The sequence below is a fragment of the Nocardioides silvaticus genome (assembly GCF_003160695.1).
Lineage (GTDB): Bacteria > Actinomycetota > Actinomycetes > Propionibacteriales > Nocardioidaceae > Nocardioides > Nocardioides silvaticus.
This window is the reverse complement of record NZ_QGDD01000010.1, coordinates 20704-41769: the sequence shown is the minus strand read 5'-3', so window position 1 is coordinate 41769 and position 21066 is coordinate 20704. Positions and strand designations below refer to the sequence as shown.

19 protein-coding genes are annotated in these 21066 nt (G+C 71.7%); 6 read left to right on the top strand and 13 right to left on the bottom strand.

Annotation, left to right across the window (positions count from 1 at the left end):
* Positions 1-27: 27 nt before the first annotated feature.
* From DJ010_RS18980 to DJ010_RS18960, 5 genes are all read right to left on the bottom strand, one after another.
* Positions 28-2625: a DUF4153 domain-containing protein gene (locus DJ010_RS18980; RefSeq protein WP_109696727.1), complete on the bottom strand. Its 2598-nt coding sequence runs from the start codon at positions 2623-2625 to the stop codon at positions 28-30.
* A complete protein-coding gene (locus tag DJ010_RS18975) occupies positions 2622-3320 on the bottom strand; it encodes a response regulator transcription factor (RefSeq protein ID WP_109696725.1) in 699 nt (232 codons plus the stop codon). The genes DJ010_RS18980 and DJ010_RS18975 overlap by 4 nt, the downstream gene beginning before the upstream one ends.
* 92 nt (positions 3321-3412) lie before the next feature.
* Positions 3413-4324: an oxygenase MpaB family protein gene (locus DJ010_RS18970; RefSeq protein ID WP_109696723.1), complete on the bottom strand. Its 912-nt coding sequence runs from the start codon at positions 4322-4324 to the stop codon at positions 3413-3415.
* A complete protein-coding gene (locus tag DJ010_RS18965) occupies positions 4321-4977 on the bottom strand; it encodes a TetR/AcrR family transcriptional regulator (protein WP_211318884.1) in 657 nt (218 codons plus the stop codon). The genes DJ010_RS18970 and DJ010_RS18965 overlap by 4 nt, the downstream gene beginning before the upstream one ends.
* Positions 4978-5050: 73 nt before the next feature.
* The gene (locus DJ010_RS18960) at positions 5051-5929 is read right to left on the bottom strand and encodes a hypothetical protein (protein ID WP_109696719.1); all 879 of its coding nucleotides are present in this window, start codon (positions 5927-5929) and stop codon (positions 5051-5053) included.
* Between the two features lie 73 nt (positions 5930-6002).
* On the opposite strand from DJ010_RS18960, the gene DJ010_RS18955 reads away from it, so the two are divergent.
* Entirely contained in the window at positions 6003-7007 is a 1005-nt protein-coding gene (locus DJ010_RS18955; RefSeq protein ID WP_109696717.1) for a TIGR03617 family F420-dependent LLM class oxidoreductase, read from the top strand.
* Positions 7008-8113: 1106 nt separating this feature from the next.
* On the opposite strand, the gene DJ010_RS18950 is transcribed toward DJ010_RS18955, so the two are convergent.
* On the bottom strand, positions 8114-9106 hold the full coding sequence (locus tag DJ010_RS18950) for a phosphotriesterase family protein (RefSeq protein ID WP_109696715.1): 993 nt from the start codon (positions 9104-9106) through the stop codon (positions 8114-8116).
* A 40-nt stretch (positions 9107-9146) separates the two neighbouring features.
* Between DJ010_RS18950 and DJ010_RS18945 the strand changes: the two genes are divergently transcribed.
* Positions 9147-9566, top strand: a complete 420-nt coding sequence (locus DJ010_RS18945) for an SRPBCC family protein (RefSeq protein ID WP_109696713.1) — start codon at positions 9147-9149, stop codon at positions 9564-9566.
* Between the two features lie 71 nt (positions 9567-9637).
* Complete coding sequence (locus tag DJ010_RS18940) at positions 9638-11491, top strand: acyltransferase family protein (RefSeq protein ID WP_158283064.1); 1854 nt, start codon at positions 9638-9640, stop codon at positions 11489-11491.
* A gap of 19 nt (positions 11492-11510) precedes the next feature.
* Here the strand turns inward: DJ010_RS18940 and DJ010_RS18935 are convergent, their stop codons facing one another.
* The gene (locus DJ010_RS18935; protein ID WP_109696709.1) at positions 11511-12113 is read right to left on the bottom strand and encodes a hypothetical protein; all 603 of its coding nucleotides are present in this window, start codon (positions 12111-12113) and stop codon (positions 11511-11513) included.
* Between the two features lie 34 nt (positions 12114-12147).
* Between DJ010_RS18935 and DJ010_RS18930 the strand changes: the two genes are divergently transcribed.
* The gene (locus DJ010_RS18930) at positions 12148-12879 is read left to right on the top strand and encodes an SDR family oxidoreductase (protein WP_109696707.1); all 732 of its coding nucleotides are present in this window, start codon (positions 12148-12150) and stop codon (positions 12877-12879) included.
* Positions 12880-12941: 62 nt separating this feature from the next.
* On the opposite strand, the gene DJ010_RS18925 is transcribed toward DJ010_RS18930, so the two are convergent.
* The gene (locus DJ010_RS18925; protein WP_109696705.1) at positions 12942-13880 is read right to left on the bottom strand and encodes an imine reductase family protein; all 939 of its coding nucleotides are present in this window, start codon (positions 13878-13880) and stop codon (positions 12942-12944) included.
* Positions 13881-13945: 65 nt separating this feature from the next.
* Here DJ010_RS18925 and DJ010_RS18920 point away from each other — a divergent pair, with 65 nt between their 5' ends.
* Positions 13946-14299, top strand: coding sequence for a winged helix-turn-helix transcriptional regulator (locus tag DJ010_RS18920; RefSeq protein WP_109696703.1), 354 nt, complete (start codon positions 13946-13948; stop codon positions 14297-14299).
* Between the two features lie 33 nt (positions 14300-14332).
* Here DJ010_RS18920 and DJ010_RS18915 read toward each other — a convergent pair whose 3' ends face one another.
* From DJ010_RS18915 to DJ010_RS18895, 5 genes are read right to left on the bottom strand one after another with little or no spacing between them, the layout of a single operon-like run.
* On the bottom strand, positions 14333-15043 hold the full coding sequence (locus tag DJ010_RS18915; protein ID WP_109696701.1) for a gamma-glutamyl-gamma-aminobutyrate hydrolase family protein: 711 nt from the start codon (positions 15041-15043) through the stop codon (positions 14333-14335).
* Positions 15044-15045: 2 nt separating this feature from the next.
* Positions 15046-15813 carry a 3-oxoacyl-ACP reductase gene (locus DJ010_RS18910; RefSeq protein WP_109696699.1) on the bottom strand — a complete coding sequence of 256 codons (768 nt, stop codon included), beginning with the start codon at positions 15811-15813 and terminating at the stop codon, positions 15046-15048.
* Between the two features lie 23 nt (positions 15814-15836).
* On the bottom strand, positions 15837-17195 hold the full coding sequence (locus tag DJ010_RS18905) for an aldehyde dehydrogenase family protein (protein WP_109696697.1): 1359 nt from the start codon (positions 17193-17195) through the stop codon (positions 15837-15839).
* Positions 17196-17206: 11 nt separating this feature from the next.
* Positions 17207-18571: a glutamine synthetase family protein gene (locus DJ010_RS18900; RefSeq protein ID WP_109696695.1), complete on the bottom strand. Its 1365-nt coding sequence runs from the start codon at positions 18569-18571 to the stop codon at positions 17207-17209.
* Positions 18572-18581: 10 nt separating this feature from the next.
* Positions 18582-19328 carry a FadR/GntR family transcriptional regulator gene (locus DJ010_RS18895; protein WP_211318883.1) on the bottom strand — a complete coding sequence of 249 codons (747 nt, stop codon included), beginning with the start codon at positions 19326-19328 and terminating at the stop codon, positions 18582-18584.
* A gap of 154 nt (positions 19329-19482) precedes the next feature.
* Between DJ010_RS18895 and DJ010_RS18890 the strand changes: the two genes are divergently transcribed.
* The gene (locus DJ010_RS18890) at positions 19483-21063 is read left to right on the top strand and encodes an amino acid permease (RefSeq protein WP_109696693.1); all 1581 of its coding nucleotides are present in this window, start codon (positions 19483-19485) and stop codon (positions 21061-21063) included.
* The last annotated feature ends 3 nt before the right edge of the window (positions 21064-21066 follow it).

Below are 21066 nucleotides of genomic sequence, written 5' to 3'. Positions count from 1 at the left end.
CTGGCGCGCCGAGCGGTTTCGACCGACCTAGTCCGTGGTCTGCCCCGGACAGTCGAGCCGGTGCTCCCAGTCGTCGGCGTGGCGGTCGGCGAAGGCGGCGGCGCGGGCGCGGCCGAGGTTCCACTCCAGCCAGTCGTCCTCGTGGCGGCCGGCGAGGTCGATGGCGCAGCGCTCGAGGTCGGCGGGGAGGTCGCGGAGGACGGGGAGGGCGTCGTCGGAGAGGCCGGCGAGGTAGGTCCAGTCGACCTCGCCGGTGGCGTCGTACCGGTCGAGGTTCTGCTTTGCGATCCACGCGTCGGGGTTGAGGGCGGCGAGGCCGAGCAGGAGGGTGACGCCGGTGAGCAGGCCGAAGCGGGGCAGCCAGGCGGCGCGGAGGGCGAGGCCGCCGGCCATCGTCGCGAGGACGAGCAGGCCGAGCCAGGCCTCGAAGACGTCGACCAGCAGCCGCAGCCGGGTGAAGCCGTAGGCGTCCTGGTAGACGTCCATCCGGTAGAGGGCGGACGCGACGACGACGAGGGTCGCGGCGCAGAGCACGCCGAGCGAGCCCCGGATCCAGGCGCGGTCGGCAGGGGTCTCGCGCGGGGCCTTGCGGGTCGCCGCCCACACCACGAGCAGGGTGAGCGCGGTGGCGACGGTGAGCTGACCGAAGCCCTGGTGGACGTACTCGGCGTAGGTGAGACCGGTGGTGCGCTCGAGGTAGCCGTGGCCGCCGAAGATCACCGCGGCCTGCGCCACCAGGAACAGCACGAAGACGGCATCGACGACCAGCACCGGCGCGAGCCACTCGAACCGGTGGGCGACCGGGCGCCGCTCGCCCGGCGCGGCGCCGGCGGCGGGCGGGTTGAGGGCGAGGTAGCAGCCGGCGAGCACCACGCCGCCGACGAAGAACGCGACGAACGGCCGCAGGACCAGGGCCTCCGCGTCGAGGTCGGGTACGACGGCGCCGACCCACTCGGCGAACAGCGCGTCCGCCGAGGCGAAGAGCAGCGCGAACACGAGCAGCCCGAGCAGCGAGAACACCACGGTCCGGGCGAGCGCGGCTCCGTTGCCGAGGCCGGTCACCAGCCGCAGCGTGCGGCCCAGCCACGGCAGGCCACGCAGGCCGGACAACGGCCACGCCACCACCGACAACAGGAACGTCGGCACCGTCCGGCCGCCCACCAGTCCGACCGCGCACAGCGCGCCCCCTGCCAGCAGGCACAGCACGGCGATCCACTCGGCGTCGCGGACGACCACGACCGTCGCCAGCAGCAGGCACAGCGCCGCGCAGGCGAGGGTGAACGGGTCGCGGCGGTTGCGGCTCGACAGCAGGAGCGCCGCACCGGCCGCCACCAGCACGACGAACCAGCCGAGCCCCGGGTCGCGGTAGGGCAGCACGATCCCGGCCAGCACCCCGACGCCGAGGGCGCCGAGCAGCACGCGGAGGTTGCCGGGCAGCGCGCGCTCCGGCCAGAAGTCGCCGAAGACCGAGTCGGTCAGGGCCGGCGTTGCCGGAGCGGGGACAGGCGGCAGCGCCGGCACAGGCGGGGGCGGCTGAGGCGGCTGAGTCGGTACGACGACGCGGGGCGCGGCGGGCTCGGGCACGGGGACCTCCTCGGGCGCGGTGCGGGACGGGGACGGCACGAGCGGGAGGTCGGCGTGCACCCGGGCGCCGAGCCGCCCGGGCTCGGGGTCGACGAAGCGGATGGTGCCGCCGTGCAGGTCGGTGACCCACCGCGCGATCGCCAGGCCGAGCCCGGTGCCGCCACCTCCGGCCTGGCCCGTGTCGCTGAGGGTGCCGAACCGCTCGAACGCCCGGTCCCGGTCCTCGGGCGCCACGCCCGGTCCCTCGTCGGCGACCTCGAGCAGCCAGCGGTCGCCGGTCGCGCGGGCACGGACGGCGACGACGCCCCCGCGGGGACTGTGCCGCGACGCGTTGTCGAGCAGGTTGGCGACCAGCTGGTGCAGCCGGGCGGGGTCGCCCTCGACCGACAGCGAGGACGGGTCGACGCGCACGTCGTACGTCACGTCGCGGCCGGCGACCCGTGCCTCGGCCGCGGCGTCCTCGAGCAGGCGTCGTACGTCGACCGGCTGCTGCACCAGCGGCGCCTTGCCGGCGTCGACCCGGGAGAGGTCGAGCAGGTCGCCGACGAGGCCGGCCATCCGCTCTCCCTGCGCCAGCGCGGCGCGCAGCGTCGCGGGGTCGGGCTGCGCGACGCCGTCGGCGAGGTTCTCGAGGACGGCGTTGAGCGCGGCCAGCGGCGTGCGCAGCTCGTGGCTCACGTTGGCGACGAGCTCGCGGCGCTGGCGGTCGACCGCGGCGAGCTCCTCGGCCATCCGGTTGAACGCGTCAGCGAGCGCGCCGACCTCGTCGCGGGAGGTCGCGGTCACCCGGACGGCGTGGTCGCCGGCGGCCATCCGCCGGGCTGCGGCCGTCATCTCCCGCAGCGGCGAGGTCATCCCGACGGCGAGCAGCTGGGTCACCGCGAGCGCGAGCGCGACGGTGACCGGGATGCTCAGCCAGACCGGTACTCCCCCGGCCTCGCCGATCGTCGCGACCACGACCGCGACGACCACGCTGGCGGCGACGAGCAGACCGAGCTTGACCTTGACCGAGCGGACCTGGTCGAGGGCGCGGACGGTCACGGCGCACCGCCGGGCTCCAGCGCGTAGCCGACGCCGTGCACGGTGCGGACCCGGCCGGCGCCGATCTTGGCGCGCAGCGCCTTGACGTGGCTGTCGACGGTGCGGGTGCCGGACGCGCCCGGCCAGCCCCAGACCTCGGCGAGCAGCCGCTCGCGCGAGAGTACGACGCCCGGCTCGCCCGCCAGGCACAGCAGCAGGTCGAACTCGGTCGGCGTCAGGTGCACCTCCTCGCCGTCGGCCCACACCCGGCGGGCGCCCGCGTCGACGCGCAGGCCACCGAGGTCGGCCACGCCGCCGGCCGCGCCTCCGGCCAGCTCGGCAGCGCGGTCGACGCGCCGCAGCAGTGCGGCCACCCGGGCCACCACCTCCCGCATGCGGAACGGCTTGGTGACGTAGTCGTCGGCGCCCACGCCGAGCCCCACCAGCACGTCGGTCTCGTCGTCCCGGGCGGTGAGCATCAGCACCGGCACCGGCCGCACCGCCTGGATCCGCCGGCACACCTCGTAGCCGTCGAACCCGGGCAGCATCACGTCGAGCACGACCAGGTCCGGCTCCCGGTCGGCGAACGCCTCGACCGCCGCCGGTCCGTCGTAGGCCTGCGCGACGTCGTACCCCTCCGCCGTCAGCCGGTCCGTCAGCGCGCCGTTGATGACGGGCTCGTCCTCGACGACGAGGATCCGGCGGGCACTGGTCACGCTCCGAGCGTAGGAGCCGCGGCGGGCGGGACCCCGGGACGACTCGTGAAGATCCTGTGCAGGTTGCCGGTCGCCCCGGTCGCCCCGGTCGCTCAGACCATCGGCCGGCCGAGCCGCCTGCGGACCTCGAGGTTCCACGCCATCGCGTTCATCGGGAACGCTCGGACGACGTGCGGTGCGCGGCGGGTGACCCGCCCGAGGCCACGGAGGATCCGGTCGTGCCGCCGCTGGTCGGCGTCGCTCCACGACAGCCCGAGCTGGTCACGGATCGACTGCGGCAGGAAGCCGTTGTTGAACCAGAGGTTGGCCGGGCCGGCGAGCCGCGCGACCGGCTTCGGCATGATCTCGACCTTCATCAGGCTGACGAGGTAGCTGCCGACCCGGTCGTCGATGTGGCACCGCGCGAGCCCCTCTTCCCAGTAGCGCCAGAAGTCCGCCGGCGTCTGGTGCCAGTCGTCGGGGTGGACCTGGAGGGTGGTGCCGATCCGGGCGCCCGCCCGGAGGACGACGGCCTCCTCGTGGGGGGTGAGCGGGCCGTGCATCCGGGTGAAGATGTCGATCGTGCCGTAGTAGATGCAGCTGGCGACCCAGAGCTGGAGGTCGCGGTTGAAGGCGTTGTACTTCACCGGGCTGTCGGGGGTCGAGCGGACCTGGCGGTGCTGGCCGTCGATGGCCTTGCGGAACGCGGTGCGCTGCTCGTCGCTGCCGAGCAGGGCGATGGAGAGGTAGCCGATCGTCGTCCGGAACCGCTTGAAGGGGTGCTGGGTGACCTTGCCGCTGTCGACCTTGCTCTCCACCACGCCGTAGCCGACCTCGGGCCAGGCCAGCTGGAGGACGACGTTGGACGGGCCGGCCAGGAATACGGAGATGCCGTCGACCTTGCGCCGGAGCAGCGCGATCTCCTCGGCACGCACTGCTGCGGCGTCGGCGTGGATCTCCGGCGCGGCCTCCTCGCCGGCGGTCGGGTCGGCGACCAGGTCGGGGTGCGGGTGCTCGATGCTCATCGGGTCCTCCTGGTCTCCTTGGTGATGCCGAGGGCGGGCACGATGTGGGCCCGGAACAGGGCGCGCGACTTCTCGTCGTCGTCGAGGGGCAGCACGGTCTCGGGGGTGAGGGCGAGGCTGAGCGACAGCCGGGCGAGCACCTCGGCCACCGGCTCGGCGTCGAAGTCGGCCAGCAGCCCTTCGTCCTGGAGCCGGCGCAGCACGCCGGTGACGTAGTCACGGCCGAGCGCGAGGACCGGGCCGGCCTGGGTGGTCATCAGCGGCAGGATCAGCTCGGGCTCGGTCTGCATCAGCCGCGCCAGCAGCCGGTTGCGCCGGATCGCGTCGACGACGGCGAAGGCGAGCGTGACTACCTGGTCCTCGGCATCGCCCCCGGCGCGTCGTACCTCCTCGAGCGTGTCGTCCATGTCGGCGAGGAACCGGCGCGCCTCGCGCAGCCAGACCGCCTCGACGAGGCCGCTCTTGCCGGCGAACTTGCGGTACAGCGTGGCTGGGGAGATCCGCGCCCGGCGGGCGACGTCGCCCATGCTGGTGCGCCGGACACCGACGTCGAGGAACGCCGCGATCGCGCCGTCGAGGATGGCGCCCCGGCTGGCGTCGCGGCCGTCGTCGTCGGGCTGGCCGCCGACCACGAGCAGGCCGCGCTTCACCACGCGCGCCATCCTGAGGTCATGAGAGAATTAAGCACTCATTCTCTCATCCTGTCAACGGACGCGTGGTAACCCGTCAGCCGTCGAAGCCGACGTGCACGTGGTCGCTGTGGGTGAGGTCGGCGAAGTACTGGCTGCCGCCCCCGTCGAGGTCCTCGGGCCCACCGACCTGGTCGGCGCCGGTGTCGGTCGCGAGCCGCATGACGTCCCGCACCGCCGCCCGGTTGCGGGGATCGACCACCAGCCGGCCGTCGATGCTCCCGATGTCGTAGGCGAACCCGTCGGGGTGCCGGCTGCGGCGGTCGGTGCCGAAGACCAGCTCGGGATGGGCGGAGACCAGGACGCTGATCGTGATCTCGTGCTGCTCGGCCACCGCGAGCATCGAGCGCAGCACCTCCTCGGCGATCCGTCCCGACGCGACGTCGGCACGGCCGGCCCACGGCAGCCTGATCCGGTCGCTGTCGAGCACCCGGCGGATCAGCCGCGAGGGGTCGGCGAGCGGCGGGACCGGCTCCGCCGGCGTGACCGAGTCGACCTGCCAGCCGGGTCCCTGCCGACTGATCCGGACGTCGTACGTCGTGCCGCCGCGCTTCTCGAAGTCGGCCTCGACCAGGATGCTCGCGCTCGGCGGCAGGTAGCCGAAGTACTGGGTGTAGGTCACCTGTCGAACCCAGCGCAGCTCCTCGACCGCCCGGGCGGCGGTGCGCTTCGCAGCGGCGTCGACCTCCGCCGGGTCGGGCCGGTAGCGGGTGGACTGCGGCGTCGCGGGCGGGGACGACGTGGCCTCGCTCCCGGACGGGGAGACCGAGGAGGGAGCGGACGACCCGCTCGCGCTGGGCGACGTCGGCTCGCCCGAGTCGCCTGGGTCCTCCGGGTCGGACGCGCAACCCGCCAGCCACGCGAGCACCAGGACGAGGGCGAGGACGAGGGCGAGGAGAGGTCGCCCGGTGCGCATGCCGTGCATCGTGCCACGCGGACGGTCGCCGCCAGGCCTAGAACGTGTTCTACTCTGCACCCGAGGAGGCGCCATGCCCGTCGACATCGACCTGACCTACCACGGCGACCCGGCCGGGATCGCCGACGTCGCCCGCACCGTCGAGGAGCGCTCGCCACGCTCCGCGCTCTACGTGCCGGAGGGGGCCCACGACGCGTTCGTCTACATGGCGCTCGCGGCCGACGGCACCGAGCGGATCCGGCTCGGGACGTCGATCGCGCTCGCGTTCGCGCGGTCTCCGATGGCGATGGCCTACCCGGCCTACGACCTCCAGCGGCTGTCGGGCGGTCGCTTCGTCCTGGGTCTGGGGTCGCAGATCAAGCCGCACATCGAGCGGCGGTTCTCGATGCCGTGGTCGCGCCCGGCCGCACGGATGCGGGAGTACGTCGCCGCGCTCCGCGCGATCTGGCACACCTGGCAGACCGGGGAGAAACTCGACTTCCAGGGCGACTTCTACACGCACACGCTGATGCCCCCGCTCTTCAACCCCGGCCCGCTCCCGACGCCGTCGCCGGAGATCTGGCTGGCCGGCGTCGGCCCGCGGATGATCGAGGCGGCCGGCGCCGTCGCCGACGGGTTCATGTGCCACCCGCTCCTGTCGCGGAGCTACCTGGAGGAGGTCATCGCGCCGCAGCTCGCCGCCGGCCGCGCGACCGCCGAGACCGACCGCGTCTTCACCGTCACCGCGATGGCGATGGTCGCGACCGGCCGCACCGAGGAGGGGCTGGCCGCCGGGATCGCCGGCACCAAGCGCCAGATCGGCTTCTACGCCTCCACCCCCGCCTACAGGCCGGTCCTCGACCACCACGGCTGGGGTGACCTGCACGCCGAGGCGCACGCGTTCACCAAGACCGACCGCTGGGCCGAGCTGGGCGACCTCGTCGACGACGAGGTGCTCCACACGCTCGCGATCGTCGGCGAGATGGACCGGGTCGGCGCCGCCGTGCGCGAGCGCTTCGAGGGCCTGGCCTCCCGCGCCATCCTGTCGATCCCCTACCAGACCGACGCCACGTTCGGCCTCGACATCGCCACGCCTTAGGTCGTCGAGGATTAGAGCGAGACCTCCGATCGTCGAGGAGGAAAGCGATCCCCCCGGTCGTCGAGGAGGAGAGCGAGCCCTCCGGTCGTCGAGGAGGAGAGCGAGCCCGCCGGTCGTCGAGTAGGAGCGAGCGCAGCGAGCGACGTATCGAGACGCCTGACGCGTACCCACGACCCCGACGTAGGCGCCCGGGTGCAGGCGTCTCGATACGCCCTCGCGCTAGCGCGCTCGGGCTACCGCCGGTCGTCGAGTAGGAGCGAGCGCAGCGAGCGACGTATCGAGACGCCTGACGCGTACCCACGACCCCGACGTAGGCGCCCGGGTGCAGGCGTCTCGATACGCCCTCGCGCTAGCGCGCTCGGGCTACTCGACGACCGGAGGCGGCTCGGGCTACTCGAAGACCGGAGAAGAGCGAGCCCTCCGGTCGTCGAGTAGGAGCGAGCGCAGCGAGCGACGTATCGAGACGCCTGACGCGTACCCACGACCCCGACGTAGGCGCCCGGGTGCAGGCGTCTCGATACGCCCTCGCGCTAGCGCGCTCGGCTACTCGACGACCGGAGACGACCGAGCCCTCCGGTCGTCGAGGAGGAGAGCGAGCGCAGCGAACGACGTACCGAGACGCCTGACGCCTGCCTGCGCCCCCGACGTAGGCGCCCGGGTGCAGGCGTCTCGATACGCCCTCGCGCTAGCGCGCTCGGGCTACTCGACGACCGGAGACGACCGAGCCCTCCGGTCGTCGAGGAGGAGAGCGAGCCCTCCGGTCGTCGAGTAGGAGCGAGCGCAGCGAGCGACGTATCGAGACGCCTGACGCGTACCCACGACCCCGACGTAGGCGCCCGGGTGCAGGCGTCTCGATACGCCCTCGCGCTAGCGCGCTCGGGCTACTCGACGACCGAAGGCGGCTCGGGCTACTCGAAGACCGGAGACGAGCGAGCCCTCCGGTCGTCGAGTAGGAGCGAGCGCAGCGAGCGACGTATCGAGACGCCTGACGCGTACCCACGACCCCGACGTAGGCGCCCGGGTGCAGGCGTCTCGATACGCCCTCGCGCTAGCGCGCTCGGGCTACTCGACGACCGAAGGCGGCTCGACGACCGGAGCGGGTCGGGCTACTCGACGACCGAGGCGGGGTCGAGGAACTGCCGCGGGACGTCGACGAGCATGGTGTCGATCTGGTCCTGGGTGGCGCCGTGCTCGAGCAGGTAGGGGAAGACGTCCTCGAACAGGTGGGTGTAGTGCCACTGCGGGAGGAACGCCATCACGTCCGGATCGATCCAGTCGATGTGGCAGGAGGCGTCCTGGGAGAGCACCATCCGGTCGCCGTACCCGCGGCGCAGCATCTCCAGCAGAGTGTCGGCGCGGGCCTCCATCGTGGTGTCGAGGTAGATGCCGAAGCGGTCCATGCCGAGCACGAAGCCGGCGTCCGCCAGCGCGGAGAGGTGGTCGTGGTCGGCTGAGTCGCCGCTGTGGCCGAGCACGACCCGGCCGGGGTCGACGCCCTCCTCGTCGCAGAGCACCCGCTTCACCTCGAGGCCGGACTGCGAGTCGGGGTGGGTGTGCACGGTGATCGGCGTACCGGTCTCGAGGTGCGCCCTGGCGACCGCGCGCATCACCCGCTCGACCCCGGGTGTCATGCCCTGGTGGTCGATGGCGCACTTGAGCATGCCCGCCTTGACGCCGGTGCCGGCGATGCCGTCGCGGATGTCGCCGACGAACAGGTCGACCATCGGGTCGGGCACGTCGACGCCGAGCGCCTCGGTGAGGGCGGGGCCGCGGTAGTTGAAGTACCGCGGGACGTCGTTGTAGGTGTAGACGCCGGTCGCCACGACCAGGTTGATCGGCACCTGCTCCATGATCCGCTGGATCCGCGGGATGTAGCGGCCGAGCCCCACCACGGTCGGGTCGACCATGGTGCGGACGCCGGCGTCGTACGCCTTCTGCAGGCGGGTGACGGCATCGGCGATGCGGGTCTCCTCCTCGCCCCACCCGGCGGGATAGTTGGCCTGGACATCGGGCGTGAGGACGAAGATGTGCTCGTGCATCAGGGTGACGCCGAGGTCGCTCGACTCCACCTGGCCCCGGACGGTCTCGATAGCGGACATGGGGGACACCCAATCACGAACCCTGGCTACTGTTCGGCGCATGCGCGCCACCGCCACCGCCGTCGTCAACGCCTCCCGCGAGCAGGTCTGGGAGCTCCTCGCCGACCACGAGGGCATGTCGTCCTGGGGTCCCGGCATCAAGGTGCGCCTCACGCAGGAGGGCAGCACCGAGCGCAACGGCGTCGGCGCCGTACGACGGATCGACGCGCCCGGTCCCGCGCCGGCGATCGTGGAGGTGGTCGACCGGTTCGAGCCGGGCACGGCGCTCGGCTACAAGGCGACCGGCGGGGTGCCGCTCAAGAACTACCGTGGTGACGTGGAGCTGACGCCGGCCTCCGGCGGCACCCGGATCGCGTGGTCGATCAGCGCCGACCAGCGGCTCCCGCTCGTCGAGAAGGTGGCGATCAAGGCGATCGCGACGTTCCTCCTGAAGGCCCTGGTCCGCCAGGTCCCGCGCTGATCCGGGAGAAACCCGGGGCGATTTCGCCGAAGATTTACCTTCCGCCGGGTTGGGCAGGGACCATGGTGCCCATGCTCCCCGAAGGTCCGAATCGCCCCGCTTCTCGGGCGTCTCGGATCCCCGGGCTCGACACCCTCCGGGCGCTCGCGATCATCGCCGTCGTCGGCTACCACCTCGGTGCTCCGTTGTTCGGTGGCGGGTTCCTGGGCGTCACCCTGTTCTTCGTCGTCTCCGGCTACCTGATCACCCGGCTGCTGCTCACCGAGGTCGAGGAGCGCGGCACGGTCGACCTCATCGGGTTCTGGCGCAGACGGCTCCGCCGGCTGCTCCCGGCCGCCTACACCGTCGTCGTGGTGTGCCTGGTCGCGACGATGCTGTTCGGCCCCGGGCTGCTGACCAAGGTCCGTGGCGACGGGCTCGCGGCACTGTTCTACGCCAGCAACTGGTGGATGATCTTCGACGACGTCTCCTACTTCGACTCCTTCGGGCTGCCCTCCCCGCTCGCGCACCTGTGGACGCTGGCGATCGAGGAGCAGTTCTACGTCGTGTGGCCGCTGGTGCTGCTCGGGCTGTTGACGATCGTGCGCAACCGGACCGCGATCCTCGCGGTCGTCGGCGGAGGCATCGTCCTCTCGGTCGTGCTGATGGCGACCACCTACGCCGCCGTCGATCCGAACCGCGCCTACATGGGCACCGACACCCGGATGGGCGAGCTGCTCATCGGCGCCCTGCTGGCGCTGACCCTCCACCCGGCCGGCGACGGACAGGCCCACCAGCTCGGCCGCGTGACCGCCGTGCTCGAGGCCCGGCGGGCGTGGCCGGCGCTGCTCTGCGCGACCGGCGCCTGGCTGTTGCTCGTCATGTCCCTGCCGGAGACCGCCGCGTTCGCCTACCGCGGCGGCATCCTGCTGGCGGCCCTCGCGTCGGCGGGCATGATCCTGATGCTGCAGGCCAGCCACGTCGCGCGCTGCGCGGCCCGGGTTGACGCCGGCCCCGTCGGCGCGATCGGCCGCCGGTCGTACTCCATCTACCTGTGGCACTACCCCGTGCTCGTCGCGCTCTCCTCGGCACAGGACATCGGCCGGTTCGATCTCGGTCGCAGCCTTGCCGTCGTGCTGCTGACCCTGGCGTGCGCCGAGCTGTCCTACCGCTTCGTCGAGCAGCCCGTACGACGCCGCGGCATCCGCTACGTCGGCCGGCGGCTGCGCACGCGGATCCTCGCGCTGCCGCGGCGGTGGCGCCGCCCGGCGTTCGTGTTCGCGGTATCGCCGGCGCTGCTCGCCTGCCTCGCACTTGCGGGCGTCAACACCCCTCCCCCCGAGGACCACGGTCCCAGCACGGTGGTGACCGGTCCGGCACCGGTCGGCAGCGACACCGGGCCGCCGAAGCCGCGGGCCGCGCACGTGTTCCGCCACCGGGCCGACCGCCCGGTCCGGCCCGATCCGTCGGCCCCCCTCGTCGGTCGGGACACGGTGGCGATCGGCGACTCGATCATGATCGACATCGCGCCCCTGCTCGGCGAGGAGGTGCCGCGGGTGACGATCAACGCCGAGGTGGGCCGTCAGTCGTGGACCGGCCTCGACATCGCGCGGTCCTACAGCCAGTTCAACCGGACGGGCGGCAACTACATCCTCGGCATCGGCACCAACGGGGCGATCAGCACCGAGGACCTGCTGGACTTCTGCGAGGAGCACGAGGACGCGCGGATCTTCCTGATCACCCCGCGCGTCAACCGCTCCTGGGAGAGCACGAGCGTCGACGCGATCGCCACCGCGGCCCGCAAGCACGACAACGTGCGGGTGGTGGACTTCCACACCGCGGCCGCCGGTCACGACGAGTACTTCGCCTCCGACGGTGTGCACCTGACGAGCGAGGGCAACCGGGCGATGGTCGACCTCATCCTGTCGGCGGCGACCGCTACCTGAGCTGCCTGAGCTACCTGAGCTACCTGAGCCGTCGCAGCGGTCGGCTCGAGATGTCGGCCTGGTCGGCGTAGAGCGGGAGCTCCTCGACGGTCCGGGTCAGCTCCTCCGGGCTGCCGAACAGCCGACCGGGGTCGAGGTAGACGTCCTCGGCGAAGTACTCGCTGACGATCGCGCGCACCGGCGGCGAGCCCGGCGTCAGCGTGCGCGCAACGGCGTCGCGGACGTAGCCCTGGCGCAGCGGGTGCAGCCGCGCCGACGAGGGCGCGTGCACGACGTGCCAGCCGTGGAAGAACTCCTCCTCGGTCAGCCGCCCCGGCTTCGGGAACCAGGTGAAGTGGGTCAGCCAGTCCCCCGACGCGACCGGCTGGGGCACCGACTCGGTGACGAGGTAGGCGTCCCCCGGCACCCGTTGTACGACGTCCGGCCAGACGTCGACGGAGTCGACCCACAGCTCGACCAGCCCGCGCAGCGCGGCGCCCCGGCCCATCAACAGCGTCGCCCCGGGCAGGTCGGCCGCGAGCGACACCTGGGCCGACCTCAGCCCGGTCTCCTCGTCGGGCGCCAGTGCGGTCGCGGCCGCCACGGCGTCGTCGTCCCAGAGCAGCAGGTCGATCTTCTCCACCCCGAGATAGTAGAACGTGTTCTATTCTCCTGCCATGACCGAACCCGAACGTGCGCAGAGATTCACCGACCGCCGCGTCGTCGTCACCGGTGCGGCCGGCGGTCTCGGCGGCACCGTCGCCGAGCTGTTCCGCGCCGAGGGCGCCCGCGTCGTCGCCACCGACGTGGTCGCCGGTGACGGGATCGTGGCCTGCGACCTCGCCGACGACGCCGCCCGCGACGCGTTCGTGGACGCCGCGCTCGCGGAGCTCGGCGGTCTCGACGTGCTCTGCAACGTCGCCGGGGTCCAGCAGTTCGCGGAGCTCGGGAAGCTGACGGCGGCCGGTCTCCGCAAGCACTTCGACGTCAACGCGCTGGCGCCGATCCTGCTGGCGCAGGCGTTCGCGCCGGCGCTCGTCGAGAGCGGCGGCAACGTGGTGTCGGTGGCGTCGATCTCCTCGGTGATGGGCCAGCCCTACAACGCGCAGTACTGCGCGTCGAAGGCCGCGCTCCTGCTCGGCATGCGCTCGCTCGCGGTCGAGCTGGCCGGCAAGGGGGTGCGGGTCAACTGCGTCTCCCCCGGCGGCATCGACACCCCGATGATCCAGGCGGCCGCCCACGGCCTGCCCGAGGACACCGACTGGAGCCTGGTCGCCAAGAGCCAGTCGGTGATGCCCGGCTTCATGCCGCCGGTCGAGGTGGCCGAGCACCTGCTCCACCTGGCCTCCGACGCGAGCCGGTCGGTGACCGGGGCGAACCTCGTCGTCGACCGCGGCGTCATCTGGTGATGCCCGCAGTCGTCCTTGCCAACGAGGTCCACCACCCGCGGTCGCAATGACGAGTGCGACCGTCAGGCCGGGTGCGCCAGTCCCTCGGCAACGACGTCCCAGTCGGTGTCGCCCGTCGAGGTAGCCAGGGCTCGCCGCGTGGCGTCCCGGACCAGCAACGGCAGTGCCGGGTCGACCCCGGCATCCTCGCTGGTGGCCACGATGTGCTCGAGGAAGCTCAGGCACATCTCCAGGCTCGCCTGGCCGCCGTCGTACGTGCCGTTCTCGAACGAGGCGGCCAGGCCGTCGAGCTCCACGCCGAGCGTCGCGTGCAGCCCTCGGGCGTAGGGCAGGTACGCCGTCGGCTCGATGCCGTGCCGGCGCACCAGCGCCGCGGAGTGGAGGAACGCGTACATCCCTGCGAAGTACATGTCGAGCATCGCCATGTCCAGGACCGGTGGCAGCGCGTGGTCCTCCCCGAGGACGTCGATGGTGCCGCCGAGGCCCTCGAGGACCGGCACCGCCGAGCGGACGGCACCGGCCGGGCCGGCGACCAGCACCAGATTGTCCTCGGTGCCGACGAGTGGCGTGGGCACCATGATCGCCCCCGTCACGTAAGCCAGGTCGGCAGCGGCTGCCGCCGAGGCGACGGCCTGGTCCGAGGTGCCGCTCGACAAGTTGACCACGGGCACGTCGCCCTCGATCTGCGACGCGATCGTGGCCAGCACGTCGCGGCTGGCATGGTGGTCGCGTACGCAGACGAGAACGGCCTCGGCCTCGGCGACGGCGTCCTCGACCGCCGCCGCGACCCGGATGCCGACGGTGTCGAACCCGAGCGCTACGGGGTCCTTCGGCGACCTGTTCCACGCCGTCACCTCGTGCCCGGCCGCTGCCAGCGCGCGAGCGAGCGCGATGCCCATCGCACCCAGGCCGAGCACGGCCACCCGGCGCACCGAACTGGTCGTCCGGTCGGAGAGAGGGCGGGTGGTTCGGGGATGAAGATCGCGGGTCGGGGAGTTCATGCCGACGACGGTGGCACCGGTCGCGGCCGTCGACCAGTACGCACTTCGAGGTAAGGAGCCACGCCATGGGCTGGGATCCCGACGATTCCTGCGGCGTCAACGTCGCATTCGCGGTCTTCGGCAGCAAGTGGAAGCCGACCTTGATGTGGCTCCTCTCCGAAGGTCCCCGCCGCTTCGCCGAGCTGCGCCGCGGCGCCGGGCCGATCTCGGAGAAGGTGCTGACCGAGCAGCTGCGCGAGCTGCAGCGCGACGGCATCGTCGTCCGTCGCGAGCGGCCGGGGTTCCCGCTGCACGTCGAGTACGCGCTCACCGACCGTGGCGCCGCCCTCGACCGAGCACTCGGCCCGGTGGCGCAATGGGGTGACGAGAACCTCGAGCACCTCCGCGCTGCCAGGAGCGACCGTCCCGCCGCAGGCTGAGCGCCAGTAGGCGCCCGGACGGGAGTCCGGGGCTCACGAGCGGGCCGACGCCGCCTCGACCAGTCCCCTAAACAACCCCGCGTCCGCCGCCACCTCGGGGTGCCACTGGACGGCGACGCAGAGCCGGTCGCCGGCGGCCTCCATCGCCTCGACCACCCCGTCCCCTGCCCAGGCCGCTGCGGTGAAGCCCGGGTGCTCGCGCACCGACTGGTGGTGGTGGCAGTGCACGGTGAGGTCGGTGCCGACCAGCGACCCGAGCCGGCTCTCCGGCGCCACTGACACCGCGGTCTCGCCGAACACCCCGGGCGCAGGGTTGTGGCCCTCGTGACCGACCAGGTCGGGCACGTGCTGGTCGAGGCTGCCGCCCGCGTGGACCGCCATCACCTGCATCCCGCGGCACACGCCCAGCACCGGCAGGTCTGCGCCGTCCGCTGCCGCGAGCAGGGCGAGCTCCCAGGCGTCGCGGTCCTCGCGCCAGTTCGTGGTGCGGTCGTGGGGATCCTCGTCGTAGCGCTGCGGCGCGACGTCGGCGCCGCCGCTGATCACCAGCCCGTCGAGTCGTACGACGACCGCGGCCGCCGCGGCGTCGTACGGCTTGGTCGGCGGCAGCAGAACCGGCACCCCGCCGGCCGCCTCGATCGACCGGGCGTAGGTGGTCGGCAGCAGGTCGGCGGCCTGGTCCCACACGCCCCACCGCGCCTGCTCGCGGTAGGTGCTGAGCCCGATGAGCGGTCGGGAGGTCACGGTCAGAGCGGGGTCACGTAGGCACCCGAGATGCCACCGTCGACGAGGAACGTGGACGCGGTGATGAAGGAGGACTCGTCGGAAGCGAGGAAGAGCACGGCGTTGGCCATCTCCTCCGGCTCGCCGAACCGTCCCATCGGTACGTGCACGAGCCGGCGAGCCGCGCGCTCCTCGTCCTTGGCGAACAGCTCCTGCAGCAGCGGCGTGTTGACCGGCCCGGGGCAGAGTGCGTTGACCCGCACCCCCTGCCGCGCGAACTGCACCCCGAGCTCCCGGCTCATCGACAGCACGCCGCCCTTGGAGGCCGAGTAGGAGATCTGCGACGTCGCCGCGCCCATCACCGCCACGAACGAGGCGGTGTTGATGATCGAGCCCCGGCCCTGCTCGAGCATGTAGGGCAGCGCGGCCTTGCAGCACAGGTAGACGCTGGTGAGGTTGACCTCCTGCACCCGGCGCCACGCCTCGAGCTCGGTGTCGAGGATCGAGTCGTCGTCGGGCGGCGAGATGCCGGCGTTGTTGAACGCGACGTCGATCGAGCCGTAGGTGTCCTTGGCGGTGCGGAAGAGCGCGTCCACCTCGTCCTTGCTGGTCACGTCGACGTGCACGTAGGTGACGTCGAGCTCCGCGGCGAGCTCCGTGCCGCGGCCGTCGTCGACGTCGCCGATCACGACCTTGGCGCCCTCCTCGACGAACCGCCGCACGGTGGCCAGCCCGATGCCCGAGCACCCTCCGGTGATGACGGCGACCCGCCCGTCCAGACGTCCTGCCATGTCCGTTCTCCCCTCAGTCCCTGTCAGTCGTCCGCGATGAAGACGTTCTTCTCCTCGGTGAACGCGTCCGGCGCGTCCGGCCCGAGCTCCCGGCCGAGGCCGGACTGCTTGTAGCCGCCGAACGGCGTCCAGTAGCGCACCGAGGAGTGCGAGTTGACGCTGAGGGTGCCGGCCTCCACAGCGCGCGCGACCCTCAGCGCGCGGCCCACGTCGCGGGTGAAGATCGAGCCGGACAGGCCGTACTCCGTGTCGTTGGCGAGCCGGACGGCGTCGTCCTCGTCGTCGAACGGCATCACCGCGACGACCGGACCGAAGACCTCCTCGCGCCAGATCCGGGCGTCGGTGTCGTCGGTCAGCACGACCGTCGGCGGCAGCCAGAACCCGTCGGACTGCGGAGCCGGTCCGGTGAACGCGGCCTCGACGCCGTCGAGGTAGCCGGCGACCGAGTCCCGCTGCCGCGCCGAGATCAGCGGGCCCATCTCGCTCGACTCGTCGGCAGGATCGATCACCTTCATCCCCCCGACCGCCGTCTCGAGGCGGCCGAGGAACTCGTCGTACGCCGAGCGCTGGACGAGGATGCGCGAGCGCGCGCAGCAGTCCTGGCCGGCGTTGTCGAAGACGGCGTACGGCGCGGTGGCCGCTGCCTTCTCGATGTCGGCGTCGGCGAAGACGATGTTGGCGCTCTTGCCGCCCAGCTCCAGGGTCACCTTCTTCACCTGGTCGGCGCAGCCCGCCATGATCCGCTTGCCGACCTCGGTGGAGCCGGTGAAGCAGACCTTGCGGACCAGCGGGTGGGTGACGAACCGCTCGCCGACGACCGAGCCCTTGCCCGGGACCACCGTGAGGACTCCCTCGGGGATCCCGGCCTCCACCGCCAGCTCACCGAGCCGGACCGCCGTCAGGGGCGTGAGCTCGGCCGGCTTCAGCACGACGGTGTTGCCGGCAGCCAGCGCCGGGCCGAAGCCCCAGCCGGCGATCGGCATCGGGAAGTTCCAGGGCACGATCACACCGACCACGCCGAGCGGCTCGCGGAAGGTGACGTCCACGCCGCCCGGCACCGGGATCTGGCGGCCGAACAGGCGCTCCGGCGCAGCGGAGTAGTAGTTGAGGACGTCGCGGACGTTGCCCGCCTCCCACCGCGCGTTGCCGATCGTGTGCCCGGAGTTCACCACCTCCAGCTGCGCGAGCTCTTCGACGTGGGTGTCGACGACGGCGGCGAAGGACCGCAGCAGCCGGGCCCGCTCCCCGGGCGCGACGTCGCGCCAGGAGAGGAAGGCCTCCTGGGCCCGCTCGATCGCAGCGTCGGTCTCCTCGACGGAGGCCAGGGCCACCTCGGTCACGGGGGTGGCCGTGGCCGGGTTGATGACGGTGTAGCTGGTCACGCTGTCCTTTCTCACATTCGTTCGAAGCTCCGCCGGAGCTCCCAGTCGGTGACGGCCGCGTCGAACGCCGCGAGCTCGACGTCGGCCATGTTCGTGTAGTGGTCGACGACGTCGTCCCCCAGCGCCGCCCGCGCGACCGCCGAGGAGTGGAACGCCTCGCGCGCCTCGCGCAGCGTCGACGGCACCTTGGCCCGGCCCGACGTGTAGGCGTTGCCCTCGAGCGGCGGCTCCAGCTCGAGACCCTTCTCGATGCCGTGCAGCCCGCCGGCGAGCATCGCGGCGATGGCGAGGTAAGGGTTGACGTCGCCGCCGGGCACCCGGTTCTCCATCCGGGCGCCGGCGCCGCGACCGACCAAGCGGAGCGCGCAGGTGCGGTTGTCCTCGCCCCAGGCGATCGTCGTCGGCGCGAACGACCCGTCGGCGAACCGCTTGTAGGAGTTGATGTTGGGCGCGTAGAGCAGGGTGAAGTCCGGCATCGTCGCCAGCACGCCGGCCACGAACTGGTCGTAGAGCGTGGTGCGGCCGCCGCCGGCGTCGTCCCAGAAGACGATGTCGCCGTCGGTGCCCCGCAACGACAGGTGGATGTGGCAGGAGTTGCCCTCGCGCTCGTCGAACTTCGCCATGAAGGTCAGCGACTTCCCGTGCAGGGCCGCGACCTCCTTGGCGACCGTCTTGTAGACGGCGTGGTTGTCGGCGGTGACCAGCACGTCGTCGTACAGGAAGCCGATCTCGTGCTGGCCGAAGTTGCACTCGCCCTTCGCGCCCTCGACGTCCAGCCCCGCGGCGTACATGGTGTTGCGGATGTCGCGCAGCAGCGGCTCGATGCGGGTGGTGCCGAGGATCGAGTAGTCCACGTTGTACTGGTTGGCCGGCGTCAGGTCGCGGTAGCGCGCGTCGCGAGCCGCCTCGTAGGAGTCCTCGAACACGATGAACTCGAGCTCGGTGCCGGCGAACGCCTGGTAGCCGAGGGCACCGGCGCGATCCATCTGCGCCTTGAGGATCGCCCGCGGCGACTGCACGACTGGAGCATGGTCGGGCCACACCAGGTCGCACTGCACCATCGCGGTCGCGGGCAGGTGGGTGAGCAGCCGGATCGTGTCGAGGTCGAGGACGAACTCCATGTCGCCGTAGCCCCGGTCCCAGGAGGTGATCGCGTAGCCGGCCACGGTGTTCATGTCCACGTCCACGCCGAGCAGGTAGTTGCAGCCCTCGGTGCCGTGCTCGAGGACGACGTCGAGGAAGTACCGGCCGTGCAGGCGCTTGCCCTGCAGCCGTCCCTGCATGTCGGTGAAGGCGACGACGACGGTGTCGACCTCGCCGGCGTCGATCGCTTCCGTGAGGCGCTCAAGCGTCAGGTGCCTGTCGTTGCGGGGCATCGCTGGTCTCCTAACCCACCAGCCCGCGCAGGAGCGCAGCGGTGTCGTCGCAGTGTTCCTCCATGGCCTTGCGCGCCCGGTCGGGCTTCCCCGCGAGCACGGCCCGGACGACGGCGGCGTGCTGCCGGTCGGAGTGGGCGATGTTCGTGTCGAGCACGGGGATCGCCAGCAGCATCTCGTGGAGGACCCGCTGGACGTCGGTCACCGCCGCGACCAGCCGGGGCGACCCGGTGAGGGCTGCGATCGTCAGGTGCAGCCGCGAGTCCGCCTGCCGGTGCTCGGCCGGCCGGTCGGCGCCGGCGACCTCGTCGAGGGCGGCGTGCAGCTGGTCGCGCTGCTCCTCCTCCAGGTCGCCGTCGCGCTGGCGCAGCGCGGCGAGGTAGGCGCCACCCGGCTCGGTGATGCGGCGGTACTCCAGCACGTCGAGCCAGTCGGCCCGCACCGCCGCCGAGACCCTGGCGGCCTTGCGCGCCGACGGGGTGCGCGGCTTCAGCGTGACCACGGTGCCGCCGCCTCGACCGCGCCGGGTCTCCACCAGGCCCGCCTGGCGCAGCGCCGCCATCGCCTCGCGCAACGTGGCCCGCGAGACGTGGAGGCGGTCGGCCAGCTCACGCTCCGCGGGGAGCGTCGAGCCGAGGGGATAGACCCCGAGGCGGATCGCGGTCGCCAGCTGCTCCACGCAGGCCTCGAACGCGTGGTGACCGCGGACAGGACGGAGCACTGCGTCCGGCAGCTGCGGGTGCGGGGCCTCGGTCACGTGCTCATCCTTCGAGCGGTGCGGTGCGGTGTCAACGGACGGAGCAGTATAGGTCTGAGTTCAGACCAAATCTCCCCGAGACTGTTTACAGGCCGCTCAGCCCGGGTCTAACGTCCTGGCAGCCCATGGTCTGGCTCACACGGAGGTTGTCCTCATGGCCGACGCGAAGATCCACAACGACGACGAAGCGCATCTCGCCAAGCTCGGGTACAAGCAGGAGCTGAACCGGTCCTGGTCCGGGTTCTCCAATTTCGCCATCTCCTTCTCGATCATCTCGATCCTGGCCGGTTGCTTCACCAACTTCGGTGCCGGCTTCAACAACGGCGGCCCGATCTCGATCTCCTGGTCGTGGCCGATCCTCAGCGTGTTCATCCTGCTCATCGGCTTCACGATGAGCGAGCTGGTCTCGGCCTACCCGACGTCGGGGGGCATCTACTGGTGGGCGTCGAAGCTCGGTGGCCCTGCCGCCGGTTTCTACACGGGATGGCTCAACCTCATCGGCCTGGTCGCGGTGAGCGCGGGTGTGGCGTACGGGTGCGCGACCTTCATCGACCTGACGCTCAGCACGTACTCCGCGGGCTGGGCCGAGGACTACTCGCTCACCCGGGTGTTCATCATCTTCGTGGTCGTGCTCACCCTGGCTGCCCTGCTCAACATCTTCAGCAGCCACCTGATGGCGGTCATGAACAACATCTCCGTCTGGTGGCACGTGGCGGGGGCCTCGGCGATCGTGCTGATCCTCATCTTCGTCCCCGACCAGCACCAGTCGTTCAGCTACGTGTTCACCGAGCGCTACAACGGCTCGGGCTATGCCGACGGCAGCACGAGCAGCCTGGCGTTCTTCTTCGCGATCGTGCCGTTCGGGTTCCTGCTGACGCAGTACACGATCACCGGCTTCGACGCGTGCGCGCACCTCTCGGAGGAGACAGCGTCGGCGTCGACGGCAGCCGCGAAGGGGATCTGGCGCTCGATCCTCTACTCGGCGATCGGTGGCTACATCCTGTTGCTCTGCGTGGTGTTCGCCATCCCGGACGACGCCGCCGGCAACCCGGACAACGCGCTCGCGGGGCTCGGGGTCCAGCCGATCTTCCTGTCGGCCCTGGACAAGAACTGGGCGACGGTCGTCCTGTTCATCTCGGCCTCCGCGCAGTTCTTCTGCGCCACCGCCTGCTTGACCTCGGCATCGCGGATGACCTTCGCGTTCAGCCGCGACCGAGCGGTTCCCGGCTCGGGCCTGTGGGCGAAGGTGAACGCCAACCGGGTGCCGGTCAACGCCGTCCTGCTCGTCGCGATCTCCGCCGCCGTCCTCACGTTGCCTGCGCTGATCGAGGTCGACGTCGCCGGGACACCGGTGCCGCTGGCGTTCTACGCAGTCACGTCGATCGCGGTCATCGGTCTCTACGCCTCGTTCGCCATCCCGATCTACCTGCGTTGGCGCAAGGGCGACTCTTTCGAGGCCGGAGCCTGGACCAACGGCAGCAAGTACAAGTGGATGAACCCGATCGCCGTCGCCGAGATCGTCATCGTGTCCCTCTACCTGATGATGCCGACGACACCTGCCGCGAATCCGTTCCGCGACGAGTTCGAGCTCAAGTTTCTCAACTACGCCCCGGTGGTCACCCTGGGCGCCCTGATCCTGCTGACGATCTGGTGGCACGCCTCGGCGAAGAAGTGGTTCACGGGGCCGATCACCAACATCGACCCGGCCGTGGTGAAGGCGTTCGACGAGAGCTGACCG